The sequence below is a fragment of the Kineococcus anabasis genome, from assembly GCF_054590795.1.
The window spans coordinates 1-20,153 of sequence record NZ_BAAIHU010000012.1 but is presented as its reverse complement, the minus strand read 5'-3'; the positions used below and the strand labels follow the sequence as shown (position 1 = coordinate 20,153).

The following is a 20,153-nucleotide window of genomic DNA, read 5'->3' as shown; positions in this document are numbered from 1 at the left end:
CCGGGGGGCGGCCCGCCGCTGCGGATCGCGCAGGGGCGCGGCTGTGGGAGACTCGTGCCGTGGCCCGCGGTGACGGACGTCTGAACCACGACCTCCTCCCCGGCGAGAAGGGCCCCCAGGACGCGTGTGGCGTCTTCGGGGTCTGGGCTCCCGGCGAGGACGTCTCCAAACTCACCTTCTACGGCCTGTACGCCCTGCAGCACCGGGGGCAGGAAGCGGCCGGCATCGCCGTCAGCAACGGCAGCCAGATCCTCGTCTACAAGGACACCGGTCTGGTCTCCCAGGTGTTCGACGAGCGCTCCCTGCAGACCCTGCAGGGGCACGTGGCCGTCGGTCACGCCCGGTACTCCACCACCGGTGGCAGCACCTGGGAGAACGCCCAGCCCACCCTCGGCGCCACCGCCAGCGGCACGATCGCCCTGGCCCACAACGGCAACCTCACCAACTCCTTCGCGCTGCGCGAGATGCTCGCCCGGCGCAACGGCGGCACCGTCGAGGGGGAGCTGAAGCACGGCAACACCACCGACACCGCGCTGGTGACCGCGCTGATGGCCGGGGACCCCGACCACACCCTCGAGGCCACCGCCCTGGAGGTCCTGCCCCTGCTGGAGGGCGCGTTCTGCTTCGTCTTCATGGACGAGCACACCCTCTACGCGGCGCGCGACCCGCAGGGCATCCGCCCGCTCGTGCTGGGCCGCCTGGAGCGCGGCTGGGTCGTGGCCAGCGAGACCGCGGCCCTGGACATCGTCGGCGCGAGCTACGTCCGGGAAATCGAGCCCGGCGAGATGGTCGTCGTCGACGCCGACGGGCTGCGCTCGCGGCGCTTCGCCGAGGCCAGGCCGAAGGGCTGCGTCTTCGAGTACGTGTACCTCGCCCGGCCCGACACGACGATCGCCGGCCGCGTCGTGCAGGAGGCCCGCGTCGAGATGGGGCGGGCCCTGGCCCGGGAGCACCCCGTCGAGGCCGACCTCGTCATCCCGACGCCCGAGTCCGGCACCCCGGCCGCGATCGGCTACGCGGAGGAGTCCGGGATCCCGTACGGGCAGGGCATGGTGAAGAACGCCTACGTCGGGCGCACCTTCATCCAGCCCAGCCAGACGATCCGCCAGCTCGGCATCCGCCTGAAGCTCAACCCGCTCAAGAGCGTCGTCCACGGCAAGCGGCTGGTCGTGGTGGACGACTCCATCGTGCGCGGCAACACCCAGCGCGCGCTGGTCCGCATGCTGCGCGAGGCCGGCGCCGCGGAGGTGCACGTGCGGATCTCCTCCCCGCCGGTGACGTGGCCGTGCTTCTACGGCATCGACTTCGCCACCCGCGCCGAGCTCATCGCGACCGGCCTGGGCGTGCAGGACGTCTGCACGAGCATCGGCGCCGACTCCCTGGGGTACATCTCCACGGAGGGCATGATCGAGGCCACCCGGCAGCCCGCGGACCGCCTGTGCACCGCGTGCTTCACCGGCATCTACCCCGTCCCGCTGCCCGACGTCGAGCGTCTGGGCAAGCACGCCCTGGAGCGCACCATGCTGCCGATCACGCCCGTCGGGCCCCGCTCGTGACCGCGACCGGCACCGGGGCGGGGGGCACGACCTACGCCGCCGCGGGGGTGGACGTCGAGGCCGGCGACCGCGCCGTGGAGCTGATGAAGGCGTCGGTCGCCCGCACCCACGGCCCGCAGGTCGTGGGCGGCTTCGGCGGCTTCGCGGGGCTCTTCGACGCCAGCGCCCTGCGTGGCTACCGCCGCCCGCTGCTCGCCACGAGCACCGACGGCGTCGGCACGAAGGTCGCGATCGCCCAGGCGATGGACCGCCACGACACGATCGGGTCGGACCTCGTCGGCATGGTCGTCGACGACATCGTGGTCTGCGGCGCGAAGCCGCTGTTCATGACGGACTACATCGCGTGCGGCCGGGTGGTGCCCGAGCGGATGGCGGCGATCGTGGCCGGCATCGCCCGCGCCTGCGAGGACGCCGGCACGGCCCTGGTCGGCGGGGAGACCGCCGAGCACCCGGGGCTGCTCGGCCCCGACGAGTACGACGTCGCGGGCGCGGTGACAGGTGTCGTGGAGGCCGACGAGCTGCTGGGCGCCGAGCGGGTGCGCGAGGGCGACGTCCTGGTGGCCCTGGCGTCCTCGGGCCTGCACTCCAACGGCTACTCGCTGGTGCGGCGGGTGGTGGCCGATGCGGGCTGGTCGCTGGAGCGCCACGTCGACGAGTTCGGGCGGACCCTCGGCGAGGAGCTGCTGGAGCCGACGCGGGTCTACGCGCGCGCCGTGCTGGAGCTGCTGGGTGCGGTGGAGGGTGTGCACGCCCTGACCCACGTCACCGGCGGGGGGCTCGCCGCGAACCTCGCGCGCTGCCTGCCGGCGCCCCTGACCGCCGTCGTGCGCCGCGGGACGTGGACGCCCGGCGCCGTCTTCGCGACCGTCCGGGACCTGGGCCGGGTGCCGGCCGCGGACCTGGAGCGCACGCTGAACCTCGGGGTGGGGATGGTCGCGGTCGTGGCGCCCGGGGCCGCGGAGGCCGTCCAGCGCCACGTCGAGGCGGCGGGCGTCCCCGCGTGGGTGTGCGGTGAGGTCCGTGCGCGGCGGGACGGGGACGGACGGAGCAACGCCAAGGGCGTCGACGGGGGAGTGGCACTGCTCGAGGGTCAGCACCCGGGCTGGTGAGCCGGTGGTGCTGACCCTCGTGGCAGAGCAGGTGTTCTCCGGGCCCCGGGGAGCCGGGGCGGGAGCGGTCAGGCCCGCCGCTTCGCCGCCCACTCCTCGTAGTCGTCGTCCCCGGTGTAGCGGGCCCAGGCGTCCGCGGTCTCCTGCTCGTCCCCGGCGTCCTCCGCCCCGGATCCGGAGCGCGCGGAGGCGCTGTATGGATCAGGCCCGTGCAGTTCGCGCTGGAGCGCGTCGTAGTCGGTCTCCGGGCTGAAGTACTTCAGCTGCCGGGCGACCTTGGTCTGCTTGGCCTTCTGTCGGCCGCGCCCCATGGCGTCGACCCCCTCGCGCGTCGACCCGGGGCTGGCGCAGGCGAACCCCGGAGTTTCCTGGTCATCTCTCCGTGGGCCAACGGTACAGGTTCGCAGAGCGTTCCGGCATTCCGGTCCGGCTGAGACACCCGCTCGGGGCAGCAACCGGCGGTCCCCGCCGGACCGGGGCGGATGAGTGCATGCGTACCACGCACCGGGAAGCCCGGCAACGCGGGCGCGGGCCGCGTGCGGGCGGGTGCGTGAGCGGGACCGGCCGGTGCGGGCGTCACGTCCGGCGAGGGGCCGTCTGCGAGCCCGGCGTGCCGGGGCGCACCACGGCGGCGGCGGCTCCACGTCGTGGGTGCCGACCACCACGGGCGCCGCCCGCTCCGGGTGCGGGGCGGCGTGCGGGTCCGCGTCCTGCGGCCACCGCGGCACGACCGGGTGCCCGGCGCGGTGGTCCCGGGCCCCGGCGCGACGGCCGGCGCGACGGCCGGGGACCGCTCGCGGCGCACGGTGCGGCAGGGGCCGCCGGCACCGGGGTGCGGCAGGGGTCGCCGGCGCCCGGGTGCGGCAGGGGTCGCCGGCACCGGGGTGCGGCAGGGGTCGCCGGCGCCGGGTGGTGGTGGCGCTCAGCCGGCGGGGGAGGGCGCCGGTGTGCCGGCGCCGCGGCGCAGGCTGTAGCGGTCGGGGCGGTGGACCAGCGCGGCCGCGCCGACCAGGCCGGCGGAGCCGCCCAGCTCGGCGGGCACGACCTCCGTGCGGCGCATGAACGCCAGCCCCGCGAACTCCGCCAGCCCCGCCTCGATCGCGGGGAAGAGCAGGTCGGCGGCCTGCGCGACACCGCCGCCGACCACCACGCGGTCGAGGTCGCACAGCCCGCTCGCGGCGACGAACGCGGCGCCGAGGGCGCGCCCGCCCCGGGTGAAGGCGGCGCGGGCGACGCCGTCCCCGGCGCGCGCGTCGGCGGCGAGGTCCTTGGCGGTGGCGCCTTCCGGTGCGACCCAGCCGCTCCGGCGTGCCCAGCGGACGAGCGAGGGCCCGCTGGCGAGCGTCTCCACGCAGCCCCTGCCGCCGCAGGGGCACTCCTCGCCGTCGAGGTCGACGGGGATGTGGCCGATGTGACCGGCGTTGGCGGTGGCGCCGGCGTGGACGTGGCCGTCGAGGACGAGCCCGCCGCCGACCCCGGTGGAGGAGACGACGCCGAGCATGGCGTCGGTGCCGCGGCCGGCGCCGAGCCAGTGCTCGCCGATGGCCATGCAGATCCCGTCGCCGGCCAGGACGACCGGGACCCGCCCGCCGCCCTCCGCGACCCGCCCGGCGACGCGCTCCGCGACGCGCTCGCCCAGCGGGAAGTCGCGCCAGGCCCGGATGTTCACCGGGCTGACGAGCGCGCGGTCGCTGTCCACCGGCCCGGCGGAGCTGATGCCGATCCCGGACGGGCCGCGGGCCCCGGCGGCCGGCAGGACCCGGTCCAGCAGCGTCGCCACGGCGGCGAACACCACCTCGGCGTCGGGCGAGACGGGCGTCGCGACGACGTCGTAGGCGCCGGTCCGCCCGTGCGCGTCGACGAGGGCGGCGGCGAACTTGGTGCCGCCGATGTCGATCGCGAGGACGGGCCGGTCGTCCGCGGAGCCGGCGGGGTGCCCGGCGAGGGGAGGGGCGGCGGTCGATGTCATGGTGCTGGAACCTCTCCGGATCCGCGGGGGACGAGACGGGTGGGCAGGACGACGGACGACGCCTCGTCGGCCAGTCGGCCCTCGGCGCGCGCCAGGGCGAACTCCGCCCCGATGCGGCCCATCTCCTCGGGTTCGTGGGCGACGACGCTGACGCCGAGGACGTCGGCGAGGGCGAAGTCGTCGAAACCGACGAGGGCCGGCCGGGGAACCCCCGGTGGGAGCGACTGCAGGGCGCGCAGGGCGCCCAGTGTATTCCTGTTGTTTGTGGTGAACAGCGCCGTCGGGGGTTCGGCCAGTTCCAGCAGCTGCCTGGTGAGCTGCTCGGCTGAGCCCTCGTCGTGGGACTCGCTGCGCAGGTAGCGCTGCCACTCGCGGATCCCCGCGGCGCGCAACGCCTCCACGAAACCGGCGGCGCGCTCCCGGTGCGTCGAGAGGCGGGAGAAGTCCCCGACCAGGCCGATGCGCCGGTGGCCGAACCCGAGCAGGTGCTCGGTGGCGGTGCGGGCGCCGCGCCGGTTGTCCAGCACGATGGAGTCGGCGGACATCCCCACCGGCCGGCGGTCCAGGAAGACCACCGGCATGCCGTGCTGGCGTTCCACCTCGAGGTACGCGTTGTCCTCGGACGCGGGCACGATCAGCAGGGCGCGTGCCCGGCGCTGCACCAGCCCCTCCGCCAGGGCCCGCTCCAGCGCCGGGTCCTCGTCCGAGCTGCACGTCACGAGCTGCAGGTCGTGCTGCCGCAGGAGGAGCTCGGCGCCGCGGGCGATCCGGGCGTAGAACGGGTTGGCGAGGTCGCCGATGACGAGCCCCACCATCGTGGAGCGTGCTCCCTGGCGCAGCTCCCGGGCCAGGCCGTTGAGCCGGAACCCGAGCTGCTCGGCGGCGGTGCGCACGCGCAGGGAGGTGACCTCGCGGACGTGGGCGTCGCCGTTGAGGGCGCGCGAGGCGGTCTTGATGCTCACCCCCGCGAGCTCCGCCACCTGGCGCAGGGTGGGGCGGGTCTCCGCGCCCCAGGATGCCTTGCCCGCCTCGGTCACGGTCGGTTCTCCGCATCGTTGCGTGTCGTCGTGTGGCTCTCCGGGACACCGGGAGCCGGGTCAGGATGACAGCGATGTCATGGACTTGACCAGTCCTCAGCGCGAAGTCGTCCCTGCTCAGCAGGCTTTACCAAGCTGTGACCAGCTTCTGCCTGAACCGGTTCTTGACACCGATGTCATGTCAGGCGACGCTTCGGGCACCGGATCGGAACCGCACCGGCCGGCCCCGTCGAGGGGGCCGGGTGGGCGGTGGCGGTCCACCACCGTGCGGCGAGGCCGGGAACCCGGTCGCGCCCGACCAGCACCGGGAGCCGACGTGACGGAGCGCCAGCGGGTCATCCCCGCCGCGGTCGTGGCCGGTCGGCTGCCGCGCAGGGCGGTGGTGGCCGGGGTGCTCCCCGCTCCTGCCGGCCCGCTCCCGGCCGCGTGGCGGTCGGGCGGGCCGCCCGGCGCGGTGCGCGGCTCCTGCCGGGGTGGGTGGCTGTGGCGGTACCCCGGGCTCGGGGAAAGCCGGTCGAAGGCTCTGCTTAACCGGTATAGTTGCTTTTCAGGCACCTGAGGAGAGGTGGCGGTCCGCCGCTCTCCGGTTCCAGTCAGCGCGTTCCAGCGCAGTGATCACAAAGCTGTGACATCACGATCGAGGGGTCCCCATGAACTCGCAGTCCTCCACCCGTCGCCGCCGTGGCCTCGCCGTCGCCGCAGCACTGACCGGAGCAACCGTCCTCCTCACCGCCTGCGGCAGCTCCGGAAGCGGCCAGGCGCCGGGCAACAGCGGCGCCACCCTGGTCGCCTACACCGGCCAGGCCGGCGACTGGCAGGCGAACTTCAACCCGTTCTCCCCCTCCGAGATCCAGGGCCGCGCGTCCATCTTCGAGGTGCTGTTCTTCATCAACAAGGCGCAGCCGGGCGAGCCCAAGCCGCTCCTCGGCGAGAGCTTCGCGTGGAACGCGGACGGCACCGAGCTCACCGTCAAGACCCGCTCGGGCGTGAAGTGGCACGACGGGCAGCCCTTCTCCGCGAAGGACGTCGCCTTCACGTTCAACATGATCAAGGAGAACGAGGCCCTCAACAACTCGGGCTTCGACGCCGAGGTCACCGCGACCGACGACACCACCGTCGTGTTCACGTGGCCCACGCCCGCCTTCACCCAGGGCCCCGACATCATCAGCCAGACGTTCATCGTGCCCGAGCACATCTGGAGCAAGATCGCGGACCCGGCGAAGGACGCCATCGAGAAGCCGATCGGCACCGGCGCCTTCAAGTTCGGCGACTTCAAGGCGCAGGCCTTCACCCTCGTCGCGAACGAGGACTACTGGGGCGGCGCGCCGGCGATCAAGACGATCCGCTTCCCCGCGCTCTCCGGCAACCAGGCCGGCGCCGACGCCATCGCCGCCGGCACCATCGACTGGCAGACCGGCCCCATCCCGGACATCCAGAACGTCAGCAAGAACTTCCCGAACTACGACAAGGGCACGGCCGCCCAGAACCAGATGGTCCTGGCGACCTGCGCCAACCCCGCCCTCGGCTGCAAGGGCCCGCAGACCGACCCGGCCGTCCGCCAGGCGATCTTCTACGCGATCGACCGCACGCAGCTCAACCAGCTCGCGTTCGAGAAGACGGCCTCCCCGATCTCCCCGAGCTTCGCGCTCACCGACACGCAGGAGGAGTTCATCTCCGACGCGGTCGAGCCGAAGATCGCCCCGGACAAGGCCGACGCCGCGAAGTCCGACCAGCTCCTCACGGGCGCCGGCTGGACCAAGGGCGCGGACGGCATCTACGAGAAGAACGGCGAGAAGCTCAAGCTCACCATCGAGGTCGTCACCGGCTGGACCGACTACATCACGGCCATCCAGACGATCTCCGAGCAGGCGAAGAAGGCCGGCATCCAGCTCGAGGGCGCCCAGTCGTCCTGGAACGAGTGGACCGACAAGCGCACCAAGGGCAACTTCCAGCTCGCCATCGACTCCCTCTACCAGGGGCCGGCCGCCGACCCGTACTACGTCTACAACTACTTCTTCGTCACCGCGCAGACCAAGCCCGTGGGCGAGACGTCCGGCAACAACTACGCCCGGTACTCCAACCCGCAGGTCGACGCCGCCGTCGACGCGCTGAAGGGCCTGCCGCTGGAGGCCGAGGCCGAGCGCAAGCCGCACTTCGACACGATCCAGACGGCGCTCTACGCCGACATGCCGTACATCCCCATCCTCACCGGTGGCACGACGAGCATCTGGAACGTCAAGAAGTTCACCGGCTGGCCGACCGACGACAACCAGTACGCCTTCCCCGCCGTCTGGTCGCGCATCGACGCCGCCGAGATCTTCAAGACCCTCAAGCCGGCCGGCAGCTGACGCGCCCGGGCCGGGCACCCCGCGAGCCAGAGCGGGGTGCCCGGCCCGACGTCATCCTCCCGACCCGACGGCAGACAGGGAACAGGTGCAGCCGTGAACTACGTCCTTCGAAAGCTCGGTTTCTACGCGGTGGCCGCCTGGGCGGCGATCACCCTCAACTTCGCCATCCCGCGGATGCTCCCCGGTGACCCCGTCGACATCCTGCTCGCCAAGCTCGCCGGCCGCGGCGGCCAGATCACCCCGGCCACCCGGGCCGCCGTGGAGGCCATGCTGGGCGGCGACTCGGACGCCTCGCTGCTCTCCCAGTACTGGACCTACCTGCGGAACCTGGCGCGCGGCGACCTGGGGACCTCGGTCAGCTACTACCCGGCCCCGGTGAGCGAGGTCATCGGCGCCTCCATGCCGTGGACCATCATCCTCATCGGCCTGGCCACCACCCTGGCCGCGGTGCTCGGCGTCGCGCTCGGCGCGTTCGTGGGCTGGCGCCCGGGGTCCTGGCTCGACTCCCTCGTGCCCGCGACCACCCTGCTGGCCGCGGTGCCGTACTTCTGGCTGTCCCTGGTGCTGGTGTACTTCCTCTCCCGCAAGGCCGGCCTGTTCCCCAGCCAGGGCGGGTACGACGTGGTGCTCGACCCGGGGTGGAACGCGGACTTCATCTCCTCCGCGCTGTACTACGGCTTCCTGCCGGCGCTCACCATCGTGCTCGCCTCCGTCGGCGGCTGGCTGCTCGGGATGCGCAACATGATGGGCTCGACGCTGTCGGAGGACTACGTCCTCACCGCCCGGGCCAAGGGCCTGCCCGGCAGCTGGGTCATGCGCAACTACGCGGCGCGCAACGCCGTCCTGCCCTCGATCGCCGGTTTCGCGATCTCCCTGGGCTTCGTCGTCTCCGGCTCGGTCGTCACCGAGCAGGTGTTCTCCTACCCGGGCATCGGCAACCGCCTGCTCGGCGCCGTGACGAACAACGACTACGCGCTCATGCAGGGCGTCTTCCTGTACATCACCCTGGCCGTGCTCGGCGCCAACCTCGTCGTCGACCTGCTGTACGGCCTCATCGACCCGCGCACGCGGGCCAAGGCCTGAGGGCGGAGGATCCATGACGAACATTCAGCCCCTGACCGAGATCACGGTCGCGGACTCCACCGAGGTCCTCGCCGCGGCCGACGCGGAGCACGGCGGGAAGCCGAAGCCCGCGTGGCGCCTGATGCTGCCGACGATGACGCCCTGGCTCGCCCTCGGCCTCATCCTCGTCGGCGGCATCACCCTCTACGGCACCTTCGCCCGCTTCTTCGTGGGCGACCCGAACGCGATCCGCGACATCGGCCTGTCGGCGCCGTCGTCCGAGCTCTGGCTGGGCACGACCCAGACCGGCCAGGACATCTTCGCCCAGCTCGCGCACGCCACCTGGGGCTCGCTGCAGATCGGCTTCCTCGTCGGCATCATCGCCACGGTCCTGTCCGCGTTCTTCGGCATCTACGGCGCCTACCTCGGCGGTTTCGCCGACGAGGCGTTCTCCCTCCTCTCGAACGTCTTCCTCGTCATCCCCGGCCTGCCGCTGGTCATCGTGATCTCCGGCTTCGTGCCGCGGGAGAGCCGCGGGCTGTGGACGATCGCGGTCGTGCTGGCCATCACGAGCTGGGCCGGCGCGGCGCGCGTCCTGCGCGCGCAGACCCTCTCGGTGCGCAGCCGTGACTACGTCTCGGCCTCCCGCGTCTCCGGGGAGCGTGCGTGGCGGGTCATCGCCGTGGAGATCCTGCCGAACCTGCTGCCGGTGCTGGCCTCGCAGTTCGTCTTCGCGGTCATCGCGGCGATCCTCGGCGAGGCGGGCCTGGCCTTCCTCGGCCTCGGTGCCTCCAACGCCTCGACGCTCGGCACCATGCTGTTCTACGCGCAGAACGGCTTCGCGCTCCCGCTGGGCGCGTGGTGGTGGTTCGTCCCGCCGGGCCTGCTCATCGCCCTGTTCGGCATGGGCCTGGCGCTGATCAACTTCTCGATCGACGAGATCATCAACCCCAAGCTGAAGAACGTGCGCCTGCACAGCAAGCGGGCGCGCCAGCTGGCCAAGGCGGAGAAGAAGGCGGCTGCGGCATGAGCGCCACCCTGGAGAACGAGCGGCCCACGTTCCGCGGGCCCCGGCGCGAGCCGGTCCTGACCGTGCGGGACGTCACGGTCGTCTACGAGACCGAGAAGCCGGTCACGGCGGTCAAGGACGCGAGCTTCCAGCTCGGGCGCGGGGAGATCCTGGGCCTGGCGGGGGAGTCCGGCTGCGGGAAGACGACCCTCGCGTACGCCGTCAACCGGCTGCACCAGCCGCCGGCCCGCATCGCCTCGGGGTCGATCACCTTCCACGACCGCGACGGCGACGACGTCGACGTCCTGGCCCTGGAGGACGAGCAGCTCCGCAGCTTCCGCTGGTCGAAGCTGTCCATGGTGTTCCAGGGCGCGATGAACGCGCTCAACCCGGTGCGCACCATCGGCTACCAGCTCGACGACACCCTGCGGGCCCACCAGCCGGGCATGGACAAGGCCGCTCGCCGCAAGCGCTCGGCGGACGTGCTCACCCGTGTCGGCGTGGACCCGATCCGGCTGAAGTCCTACCCGCACGAGCTGTCGGGCGGTATGCGCCAGCGCGTGATGATCGCCATGGCCATGCTGCTCGAGCCCCAGCTCATGATCATGGACGAGCCGACGACCGCGCTCGACGTGGTCGTGCAGCGGGACATCCTGCGGGAGATCGTCCGGCTGAAGGACGAGCTGGACTTCGCGGTCATCTTCATCACCCACGACCTGCCGCTGCTGCTGGAGATCTCCGACCGCATCGCGGTCATGCTGCGCGGCGAGATCGTCGAGCTGGACGCCGCGGAGAACCTGTACCGCAACGCCGCCCACCCGTACACCCGCAAGCTGCTCGGGTCGTTCCCGAGCCTGAGCGGCGAGCGCGGTGCGTTCATCCGCACCGGCGTCGACGAGTTCGAGGAGAAGGCGTGACCAGTGCAGAGGTGACGAACCTCGTCAAGGACTACTCCATCCGCAACGGCCTCAAGCGCACCCACCTGCGCGCCGTCGACCGGGTCAGCTTCAGCCTGCTGCCCGGCCGCACCGTGGCCCTCGTCGGGGAGTCCGGCTCCGGCAAGTCGACCATCGCGAAGCTCCTGACCCGCCTGGAGAAGCCCACGTCGGGCTCCATCGACGTGCGCCTCGACGACCGCACCCCCGTCCACGGGTCGGTGTACCGCAGGCACGTGCAGATGGTGTTCCAGGACCCGTTCGCCTCGCTCAACCCGTTCCACTCCATCGAGCACCACGTCGCGCGGCCGCTGGTCATCCACGGCCGCACGAAGGGGCGGGCGCAGACGCACCAGCGGGTCGTGGAGATGCTGGAGCGGGTGAACCTGACCCCCGCCGAGGTCATGGCCGCCCGCCGTCCGCACGAGCTGTCCGGCGGTCAGCGCCAGCGCGTCGCGATCGCCCGGGCCCTCGCCCCGGGTGCGCAGGTGCTCATCGCCGACGAGCCCGTCTCCATGCTCGACGTCTCGATCCGCCTCGGGGTGCTCAACCTCCTCGGCCGGCTGCAGCGCGAGGACAACCTGGCGGTGCTCTACATCACCCACGACCTCGCGACCGCGCGGCACTTCTCCGACGAGATCCTCGTCCTGTACCGCGGCCGGGTGGTGGAGCGGGGCCCCTCCGACGAGGTGATCCTCAACCCGCAGCACGAGTACACCAAGCTCCTCGCCCTCGCCGCGCCGGACCCCGAGCGGGTGGGCCGGGTCATCTCCTCCGAGACGGCACCGGACCGCTCCAAGATCGACAACTCGGTGTGCTTCAACCACTTCCTCGGGAAGTGGGAGACCATCGACGAGGCGCAGGCCCGGGTCGCGGGCGAGCAGCGCGGAACCGCGCGCGCGAGCGCCTGACGTGGACGGCCCCCGCCCGGCGGGGGCCGTTCGGCGCCGATCCGCAGAACCGGTTCAGCTCCGCGGTGCCGGCGCCGTATCGTGGAGCGGTGCCTCCCGCCGGACCTCTGCAGGAGCCCGTGCGGCACGACCCGCGCGCGGCGCGGACCCGCCGCCGGCCGGGCCCCCCGGGGACCACGACCGACACCACGACCCAGACCACGACCCAGAAAGAGGCCCGCATCGTGACGACCGATGCCCTGAGCGTGCCGAGCCAGGCGGGAACTGGCCCCGCCCCGACCGCGACCCCGGTCACCACGACGTCGCTGGACACCGCGGCGGGTCTCGCGTGGACCGTCCAGGCCCTCTCCGGCCCCGTGCCCGAGGCGTCCGCGGCGCTCCTCGCCGCCCCCGTGCCCGCCACCGTGCCCGGTGTGGTGCACACCGACCTGCTCTCCGCCGGGCTGATCCCCGACCCGTTCGACGGGGACAACGAGGCCCTGCTGGCGTGGATCGGGCGCACCTCCTGGGTCTACCGGGCGACGTTCCCCTGGTCCGCCGACGGGCGCGCCCGCCAGGACCTCGTCGCCGAGGGCCTGGACACCGTCGCCGTCGTGCGCCTCAACGGCACCGAGGTCGGCCGGGCCGCCAACCAGAACCGCACCCACCGCTTCGACGTCACCGCCCTGCTGCGCGAGGGCGACAACGAGGTCGAGGTCGAGTTCGAGGCGACCGTCGACGCCGCCGAGCGCCTCTCCGCGCTCCTCGGCCCGCGCCCCCACGTGAACCACCACCCGTACAACGCGATCCGCAAGACCGCCAGCAACCACGGCTGGGACTGGGGCATCGACGTCGCCACCGTCGGCATCTGGCGCTCGCTGTCCCTGCAGTCCTACGACGCGGTGCGCATCGCCGCCGTCCGCCCCCTGGCCACCGTCGAGGGCACCACCGGCGTCCTCACCGCCCACGTCGACCTGGCCTGGGTCGAGGGCGCCACCGGCACCGCGACCGTCGCCGTCGGGGTCGCCGGGCGCACCGCCGAGGCGAGCGCCGAGGCCGGGCAGGCCTCCGTCGTCGTGCCCGTCCGCGTCGAGGACGTCGCCCTCTGGTGGCCCCGCGGGTACGGGGAGCAGAACCTGCACGACGTCACCGTGACGCTCGCGAGCGGTGCCGGCACCGAGGGGTGGTCCGCGCGCGTCGGCTTCCGCACCGTCACCGTCGACACCGCCCCCGACGACGCCGGCAGCCCGTTCACCGTCTCCGTGAACGACCGGCCCGTCTACGTGCGCGGCGCCAACTGGATCCCCGACGACCCGTTCCTGCCGCGCATCGACCGCGCCGCCTACGAGCGCAGCATCCGCGACGCCGTGGACGGCAACATGAACCTGCTGCGCGTCTGGGGCGGCGGGATCTACGAGAGCGAGGACTTCTACGACCTCTGCGACGAGCTCGGCGTCCTGGTGTGGCAGGACTTCCTCTTCGCGTGCGCGGCGTACTCGGAGGAGGAGCCCCTGCGCTCGGAGGTCGAGGCCGAGGCCCGCGAGGCCGTCACCCGCCTGAGCCGGCACGCCAGCCTCGCGCTGTGGAACGGCTGCAACGAGAACATCTGGGGCTACGTCGACTGGAAGTGGCGCGCGCCGCTGGCCGGTCGCACCTGGGGTGCCGGGTACTACTTCGACCTGCTGCCGAGCATCGTCGCCGAGCTGGACCCGCGCACCCCCTACTCGGCGGGCAGCCCGTTCTCCTACTCCGAGTTCCTGCACCCCAACGACCAGAACCACGGCACGATGCACATCTGGGACGTCTGGAACCAGGTGGACTACGACGTCTACCGCAGCTACACCCCGCGGTTCGTCTCGGAGTTCGGCTTCCAGGGCCCCCCCGCCTGGTCCACCCTCGCCTCCGTCGTCCACGACGAGCCCCTCGACCCCTACGGGCCGCAGATGCTCGTCCACCAGAAGGCCCACGAGGGCAACCTCAAGCTGGAGCGCGGCCTCGGGAAGCACCTGCCGAGGTGGCGCGACATCGACGGGTGGCACTGGGCGACCCAGCTCAACCAGGCCCGCGCCATCGCCTTCGGCATCGAGCACTTCCGCAGCCTGTTCCCGCACAACACCGGCGCGGTCGTGTGGCAGCTCAACGACGAGTGGCCCGTCGTCTCCTGGGCCGCCGTCGACAGCGCCGGCATCCGCAAGCCCCTGTGGCACGCGCTGCGGCGGGTGTTCGCGGACCGCCTGGTCACCGTCCAGCCCCGCGAGGGGGTGCCCACGGTGGTCGTGCACAACGACAGCGACGAGGCCTTCAGCGCCGACCTGACCGTCACCCGGCGCAGCACCGCCGCGGGCAGCGACGTCCTGGCGCAGCAGGTCGTGCGCGTCGAGGTCGGCCCCCGCTCGGCCGTGACCGCCCCCCTGGGGGAGGGCGTGCTGGCCGTGGCGGACCCGGCGGCGGAGTTCCTGCACGTCACCACCCCCGCGGGCGCGGAGCCGGCGTTCTGGTGGTTCGCGGAGGACACCGCCCTGCGGCTCGTGGAGCCGGGCAACGGGCTGGACGTCGAGGTCACCCGCACCGCGGCCGGCTACGACGTGCGCGTCACCGCCCTCGCCCTGGTGAAGGACGTGTCGCTGTTCCCGGACCGGCTCGACGCCACCGCCCGGGTGGACTCCGGCCTCGTGACGCTCGTCGCGGGCCAGAGCCACACCTTCACGGTCACCTCCCCGGAGCTGGCCGACCCCACCGCCCTGGCGGCTGCGCCGGTCCTGCGCAGCGCCAACGACCTGGTGGGCTGACCAGACCCCCGCGCCCCGCGTCCGGATCACCGGGCGCGGGGCGCGGGCCTCAACCCGCCGCCACCACCCGGTCGCGGCCGGACCGCTTGGCCGCGTACAGCGCCCCGTCCGCGGCGGCCAGCAGCGCATCGGGGTGCCGGCCGTCCGGCGGTGCGGTGGCGACCCCGATCGACACGGTCACCCGCACCACCGCCCCGTCGCGCGAGCGCGTCCGCAACCGCGCGCACCGGCGGCGCAGCTCCTCCGCGCGCTCGGCGGCCTCGACGGCGCCGGAGCCCGGCAGGAGCACCACGAACTCCTCCCCGCCGAGCCGGGCCACCTCGTCACCGCTGCGCACCGCCCCCGCCAGCTCCCGCGCCACCGCCTGCAGCACCCGGTCGCCCGTCTCGTGCCCGTGGGTGTCGTTCACCGCCTTGAAGTGGTCCACGTCCACGACCAGCAGCGACAGCGGGGAGCCGGTGCGGCCCGCGGCGTCGAGCGCCGCGGGCAGGGTCGCGTCCAGCCAGCGCCGGTTGCGGGTCCCGGTGAGGGGATCGCGCACCGCCTCCTCCGCCAGCCGCAGCCGCAGCTCCTCGTTCTCCCGCAGCTGCTCCTCCAGGCGCGCGTTGGCCTCCGCCAGCTCCGCCTGCTGCCGCAGCAGCTCCGCCCGCTGCTCCACCAGCTCCGAGACGTCCCGCAGCACCACGACGCGGCCGAGGTCCCGGCCGCGCTCGTCGGTGAGCAGGCTGGTGGTGGCGCTGACGTGCCAGCCGGGTGCGACCTCCAGCGTCCGGTTCGACTCGCCGCCCGGCCCCAGGGGCCGCATGACGCCCGGGGAGATGTCCTCCGCCCTCCGGCCGATCGGGTCCCCGGGCAGCTCCGGGTGCAGCACCGACATCATCCGGCGGGCCTCGGCGTTCATGTCGACCACCGTGCCGCCGGCGTCGACGACGGTCACCGCGTCGGGGATCCTCTCCAGCACCTGCGTGCGCGCCACCGGGGCGACGCTCAGGAACCCCTGCCGGAACAGGGCGTGCGCGTAGACCAGACCGCTGACCACGAACCCCAGGGGTGTGTGGTCCTGTCCGCCCAGCACGTCGCCGGCGAACAGGCCCAGGGATCCCACGACCAGCGGGGGCACCGGCGCGAGCAGCAGGCTCGTGAGCCGCCGGCGCTCGTACCACGGGGCCCGGCGCCGCGCCCGCCACAGCATCCACAGGCCGTGCGCGCTGACCAGGTAGCAGTACCCGCTGTAGAGCCACAGCAGCGGCCCGAACCGCCGCGGCAGGGCCGCGCCCGTCGCGTCGTAGGCGTCGAGGAACACCAGGTGGTGCCAGGAGTTCGTCGCGAGGGCGGCCAGGCACAGCGCGGGCACCGCCCACAGGGCGCCCACCGACCGCCACGTGGACCGCCACGCCGGGTCGACCACGTGGCGGCACATGAACCAGGCGGTCATGCCCACACCGCTGACCGACGCGAAGGTCAGCCACCAGGCGACGTACCGCACGCCCTCCCCGGCCCAGGGGACGCGCAGCGCGACGGCGGCCGCGCACCAGATCGTGACGGCCGCCATCAGGCCCGCCAGGGCGTCGGCCGCACGGACCCGCCCGCGCCGGCGCCACGCGGTGGCGCCGACGGCCGCGGAGAGCACGGTGGCCAGCAGGAACGCGGGCAGCACGACGTGCTCCACCCGCCACCCCCTCGCCCGGTCGCGACCCCGGCGGGGCCCCCGTGCCAGCATCGGCACGTGCGGGCGGCGCCGTGAGCACGGACGACGAGCACGGACGACGAGCACGGACGACGAGCACGCCCGCGCGGCGCCGGGTGGCGTGGCTAGACGGCCTCGACGTGCAGCAGCGCGGCACCGCCCGGCTGCATGGGGGGAACCTGCACCCCGACGACGGCGAGGGTGCGGCCGGTGGCGACCAGCTCGCCGCGCTGCCACGCCGGGGCGTCGTTGTTCGTGCCCAGCGCCGCGGCCGGGCCCACCGCCCGCAGCCGGTAGCGCCGGCCGGGCTCCAGGCCCGGCAGGCGCACCGGCCCCGGCGGCCAGGTGTCCGGCCGGTCCAGCACGAGCAGGCAGAACAGCGCCTCGCCGCCGTCGTGCGCCACGACCCCGTGGCCCTGCACCGCCGCGACGGGGGAGTCCAGCCGCACGGTGCGCCCGGAGTGCAGCAGGGGGCGGAACCGCTTGTGCAGCGCCACCCACTGCGCGAGCTCGGCCCTCTCGGCGTCGGAGGCGCGGCTGATGTCCCACTCGACGCCGAAGTGCCCGAACAGCGCGGTCGCCGCCCGGAACGCCAGGGTCGAGGACCGGCCCGTGGTGTGCGAGCGCGGGCCGCCGACGTGGCTGCCGACCAGCTCCGGCGGCAGGAGCTGCGCCGTCCAGCGCTGGATCTGCTGGCGCTCGTGCGGGTCGATGCAGTCGCTGGCCCACACCCGGTCCGTGCGCTCCAGGATGCCCAGGTCCACGCGCGCGCCGCCGGAGGAGCACGACTCGACCTCCAGGCCCGGGTGCGCGGCGCGCAGCTCGTCGAGGAGCCGGTACACCGCGAGGGTCTGCGCGTGCACGCCCGCGGAACGCGTCCGCGGTGACCCGGCCTCCACGAGGTCGCGGTTGTGGTCCCACTTGAGGTAGTCGACGCCGTACTCGGTGACCAGGGAGCCGATCCGCTCCAGGACGTACGCGTACGCGGCGGGGTTGCCGAGGTCGAGCACCTGCTGGCGGCGGGCCTCCAGCGGCATCCGCCCGCCCGTCTGCAGGATCCACCCCGGGTGCGCCCGCGCGAGGTCGGAGTCGGGGTTCACCATCTCCGGCTCGAACCAGAGGCCGAACTGCATGCCCAGCGCCTTCACCCGCTCCACCAGGGGGTGCAGGCCGTGGGGCCACACGCCCTCGTCGACGTACCAGTCGCCGAGGCCGGCGTCGTCGCTGCGGCGGTGCCGGAACCAGCCGTCGTCGAGGACGTAGCGTTCCGCGCCCACCTCGGCGGCGCGCTCCGCGAGCTCCAGCAGCCGGTCCAGGTCGTGGTCGAAGTACACGGCCTCCCAGGTGTTGAGGGTGACGGGGCGCGGGCCGCGCGGGTGGTGCGGGCGGGAGCGCAGGTGCTCGTGGAAGCGGGCGGCGGCGTCGTCCAGGCCGTCGCCGTACGTCCAGAACAGCTCCGGGGTGCGGTAGGTGCCGCCCGGTTCCAGGCGCACCTCCCCGGGCAGCAGCAGCTCCCCGCCCCACAGCAGGGTGCGACCGGCGGCGGTGCGCTCCACGGCGCTGCGGTGGTTGCCGCTGAAACCGACGTGCAGGCCCCACACCTGCCCGGAGCGGAACCCGCAGCCGGTCTCCCCGGCGAGCAGGACGGTGGCGGCGTCGGCGCCGGTGCGCCCGCGGCGGTTCTCCCGCAGGTGGGTGCCGACGGTGACCGCCCGCCGCTGCGGGGCGCGCTCCCGCGCCCAGCGCCCGGTCTGGTCGAGGACCTCGCCGGCGACGGGCGGCACCGGCAGGGCCAGGGCGAGCTGCTCGAGGGCGAAGGGGGTGCCGGCGGTGTTCGTCACCGCCGCCCGGGTCCGCAGCAGCCCGGAGGCGAGCAGTTCCAGCTCCACCTCCAGCTCCAGCCCGGCGGCGGCGTCGGCGGCGCGGACCACGACGCGCCGGGCGCCCTCGTCCACCTCGCAGGTGGTGCCGGTGAACCGCGTGGACCAGGCGTCGCCGTCGCGGTGGCCGAGCAGGCCGGGCGTGCCCATCCAGCCGCTGCTCTGCTCGGGCAGGAGGCCCACGCGCACGGGCACGTCGGTGGTGTTCTCCAGCAGCGGGGACACCTCGCGGGCCAGGTCGCGCAGGACGTCCCCGTCCACGTCGCCGAGGTCGGCGCCCCAGTGCAGGACGGCGGGCAGGACGGCGGGCCCGCCGTCGGGTGGTGCCTGTACGTCGAGCACGACGCTGACGCCACCCGCTCGCAGGTGCAGGGGTGGCGGGGTCGAGGTCACGGGTGCTCCAGGCGGGGGAGGGGTGGGGGCATCGCCGCGCCGAACCGGTTAAGCGGCCGGGAGAGGCTAGCTGACACGCGGGACCCGGTCCAGGGCGTCGCTCCCCGTGGGGGCCGCAGTACGCTGCGGACCCACGACCGTCCGGGTGAGCGAGGGGTGGACCCCGGCGGCCCCGCCGATCCGGCCGGCCCGCCCGGCCCCACCTCCAGGAGCTGCCGTGCGCCGCGTCACCATCGCCGAGATCGCCCGCCGCTCGGGGGTCTCCAAGGGTGCGGTGTCCTACGTGCTCAACAACCGCCCCGGGGTCTCCGACGCCACCCGCGAGCGCGTGCTCAGGATCGCCGCGGAGCTGGAGTGGGTCCCCAACCGGGCGGCGCGCGTGCTGTCCGGCTCGCGCACCGACACCATCGGCCTGGTCGTCACGCGCACCCCCTCGACCCTCGGGCACGAGCCGTTCTACATGGAGTTCATCGCCGGCATCGAGAGCGTCCTCAGCGCCCACTCCTGCGCCCTGCTGCTGCAGGTCGTCCCCGACGTGGCGGCCGCGGCCGCCACGTACCAGCAGTGGTGGTCGGAGCGGCGGGTGGACGGCATGGTCATCCCCGACATCCGCGCGGAGGACCCGCGCATCCCGCTGCTGCAGGGCATGGACATGCCGGTCGTGGTCGTCGCCGACCCCTCGCTGGCCGGTGGCCTGCCGGCGGTGTGCACCGACGACGCCGCCGCGATGCGGCAGATCGTGGCCCACCTCGCCGTCCTCGGGCACCGCAGGGTCGCCCGCGTCGCGGGCCTGCCCGAGCTCGGCCACACGCTGATCCGGGACCGCGCGTTCGCAGAGGCCGTCGAGGGCGCGGGCCTGACCGCGACGACCGTGCACACCGACTTCTCCGGCGACGACGGCGCCCGCGCCACCCGGGAACTGCTCGCGGGGGAGCAGGCCCCCACCGCCGTCGTCTACGACAACGACCTCATGGCGGTGGCGGGGCTGTCGGCCGTGGCCGGCCTGGGCCTGGAGGTGCCCCGGGACGTGAGCCTGGTGGCGTGGGACGACTCGGCGCTGTGCCGCGTGACGCACCCCCCGCTGACCGCCATGGGGCACGACGTCGTCGCCTACGGCGCGGCCGTGGCCGAGCGGCTGCTCGCGGGCGTTTCCGGGCAGGAGCGCGCCCCGGACCTGGTGTTCACCCACGAGCTGCTGGCCCGGGGCAGCTCCGCGCCACCAGGAGCCGCCCCGGCGCGGCGGCGCACGACGCGCCGGGCGGCGGCGAAGGGCTAGGCGGTCCGCCCTCAGGCGGGCAGCACGATGGTGTGCGCCGTGTGGTCGCGTTTGGTGGCCAGGTAGCGGCTGTTGGCGGCGGTGAGGTGGACGCCGGTGGGGGTGTGGGCGGTGATGTCGATGCCGTGGGCGCTGAGCTGGGTGGCTTTGTCGGGGTTGTTGCTCAGCAGGGTGATGCGGGTGGCGCCGAGGGTGTGGAGCATCTGGGCGGCG

General features: G+C 73.8%; 14 protein-coding genes and 1 pseudogene. 9 read left to right on the top strand and 6 right to left on the bottom strand.

Annotated features, from left to right (window positions below):
- The first annotated feature begins 59 nt into the window (after positions 1–59).
- Positions 60–1,556: an amidophosphoribosyltransferase gene (gene purF / locus ACYQBY_RS18590; RefSeq protein WP_459645382.1), complete on the top strand. Its 1,497-nt coding sequence runs from the start codon at positions 60–62 to the stop codon at positions 1,554–1,556.
- Complete coding sequence (purM, locus tag ACYQBY_RS18585) at positions 1,553–2,665, top strand: phosphoribosylformylglycinamidine cyclo-ligase (protein ID WP_459645381.1); 1,113 nt, start codon at positions 1,553–1,555, stop codon at positions 2,663–2,665. Before purF ends, purM begins: the two co-directional genes overlap by 4 nt.
- 68 nt (positions 2,666–2,733) lie before the next feature.
- On the opposite strand, the gene ACYQBY_RS18580 is transcribed toward purM, so the two are convergent.
- The 3 genes from ACYQBY_RS18580 to ACYQBY_RS18570 form a co-directional block, all read right to left on the bottom strand.
- Positions 2,734–2,976 carry a DUF3073 domain-containing protein gene (locus ACYQBY_RS18580; protein WP_459645380.1) on the bottom strand — a complete coding sequence of 81 codons (243 nt, stop codon included), beginning with the start codon at positions 2,974–2,976 and terminating at the stop codon, positions 2,734–2,736.
- Between the two features lie 611 nt (positions 2,977–3,587).
- The gene (locus tag ACYQBY_RS18575) at positions 3,588–4,634 is read right to left on the bottom strand and encodes an ROK family protein (RefSeq protein ID WP_459645379.1); all 1,047 of its coding nucleotides are present in this window, start codon (positions 4,632–4,634) and stop codon (positions 3,588–3,590) included.
- Entirely contained in the window at positions 4,631–5,671 is a 1,041-nt protein-coding gene (locus tag ACYQBY_RS18570) for a LacI family DNA-binding transcriptional regulator (RefSeq protein WP_459645378.1), read from the bottom strand. The genes ACYQBY_RS18575 and ACYQBY_RS18570 overlap by 4 nt, the downstream gene beginning before the upstream one ends.
- Before the next feature lie 650 nt (positions 5,672–6,321).
- On the opposite strand from ACYQBY_RS18570, the gene ACYQBY_RS18565 reads away from it, so the two are divergent.
- The 6 genes from ACYQBY_RS18565 to ACYQBY_RS18540 all read left to right on the top strand — a co-directional run bounded on the left by ACYQBY_RS18565 (position 6,322) and on the right by ACYQBY_RS18540 (position 14,704).
- A complete protein-coding gene (locus tag ACYQBY_RS18565; RefSeq protein ID WP_459645377.1) occupies positions 6,322–8,019 on the top strand; it encodes an ABC transporter substrate-binding protein in 1,698 nt (565 codons plus the stop codon).
- Positions 8,020–8,112: 93 nt separating this feature from the next.
- Complete coding sequence (locus ACYQBY_RS18560; RefSeq protein ID WP_459645376.1) at positions 8,113–9,102, top strand: ABC transporter permease; 990 nt, start codon at positions 8,113–8,115, stop codon at positions 9,100–9,102.
- A gap of 13 nt (positions 9,103–9,115) precedes the next feature.
- The gene (locus ACYQBY_RS18555) at positions 9,116–10,111 is read left to right on the top strand and encodes an ABC transporter permease (RefSeq protein WP_459645375.1); all 996 of its coding nucleotides are present in this window, start codon (positions 9,116–9,118) and stop codon (positions 10,109–10,111) included.
- Positions 10,108–11,007 (top strand): ABC transporter ATP-binding protein, encoded by a 900-nt coding sequence (locus tag ACYQBY_RS18550; protein WP_459645374.1) that lies wholly within the window; start codon positions 10,108–10,110, stop codon positions 11,005–11,007. Before ACYQBY_RS18555 ends, ACYQBY_RS18550 begins: the two co-directional genes overlap by 4 nt.
- Entirely contained in the window at positions 11,004–11,936 is a 933-nt protein-coding gene (locus tag ACYQBY_RS18545) for an ABC transporter ATP-binding protein (protein ID WP_459645373.1), read from the top strand. Before ACYQBY_RS18550 ends, ACYQBY_RS18545 begins: the two co-directional genes overlap by 4 nt.
- Positions 11,937–12,160: 224 nt before the next feature.
- A complete protein-coding gene (locus ACYQBY_RS18540) occupies positions 12,161–14,704 on the top strand; it encodes a glycoside hydrolase family 2 protein (RefSeq protein ID WP_459645372.1) in 2,544 nt (847 codons plus the stop codon).
- A 49-nt stretch (positions 14,705–14,753) separates the two neighbouring features.
- Here ACYQBY_RS18540 and ACYQBY_RS18535 read toward each other — a convergent pair whose 3' ends face one another.
- On the bottom strand, positions 14,754–16,373 hold the full coding sequence (locus tag ACYQBY_RS18535; protein ID WP_459645371.1) for a histidine kinase N-terminal 7TM domain-containing diguanylate cyclase: 1,620 nt from the start codon (positions 16,371–16,373) through the stop codon (positions 14,754–14,756).
- A gap of 143 nt (positions 16,374–16,516) precedes the next feature.
- Positions 16,517–18,664 (bottom strand): alpha-galactosidase, encoded by a 2,148-nt coding sequence (locus ACYQBY_RS18530; RefSeq protein ID WP_459645370.1) that lies wholly within the window; start codon positions 18,662–18,664, stop codon positions 16,517–16,519.
- 217 nt (positions 18,665–18,881) lie between these two features.
- On the opposite strand from ACYQBY_RS18530, the gene ACYQBY_RS18525 reads away from it, so the two are divergent.
- Complete coding sequence (locus tag ACYQBY_RS18525; RefSeq protein ID WP_459645369.1) at positions 18,882–19,940, top strand: LacI family DNA-binding transcriptional regulator; 1,059 nt, start codon at positions 18,882–18,884, stop codon at positions 19,938–19,940.
- Positions 19,941–19,951: 11 nt separating this feature from the next.
- On the opposite strand, the pseudogene ACYQBY_RS18520 reads toward ACYQBY_RS18525, so the two are convergent.
- Positions 19,952–20,153 (bottom strand): annotated as a pseudogene (locus tag ACYQBY_RS18520) (GTP cyclohydrolase); the annotation flags it as partial.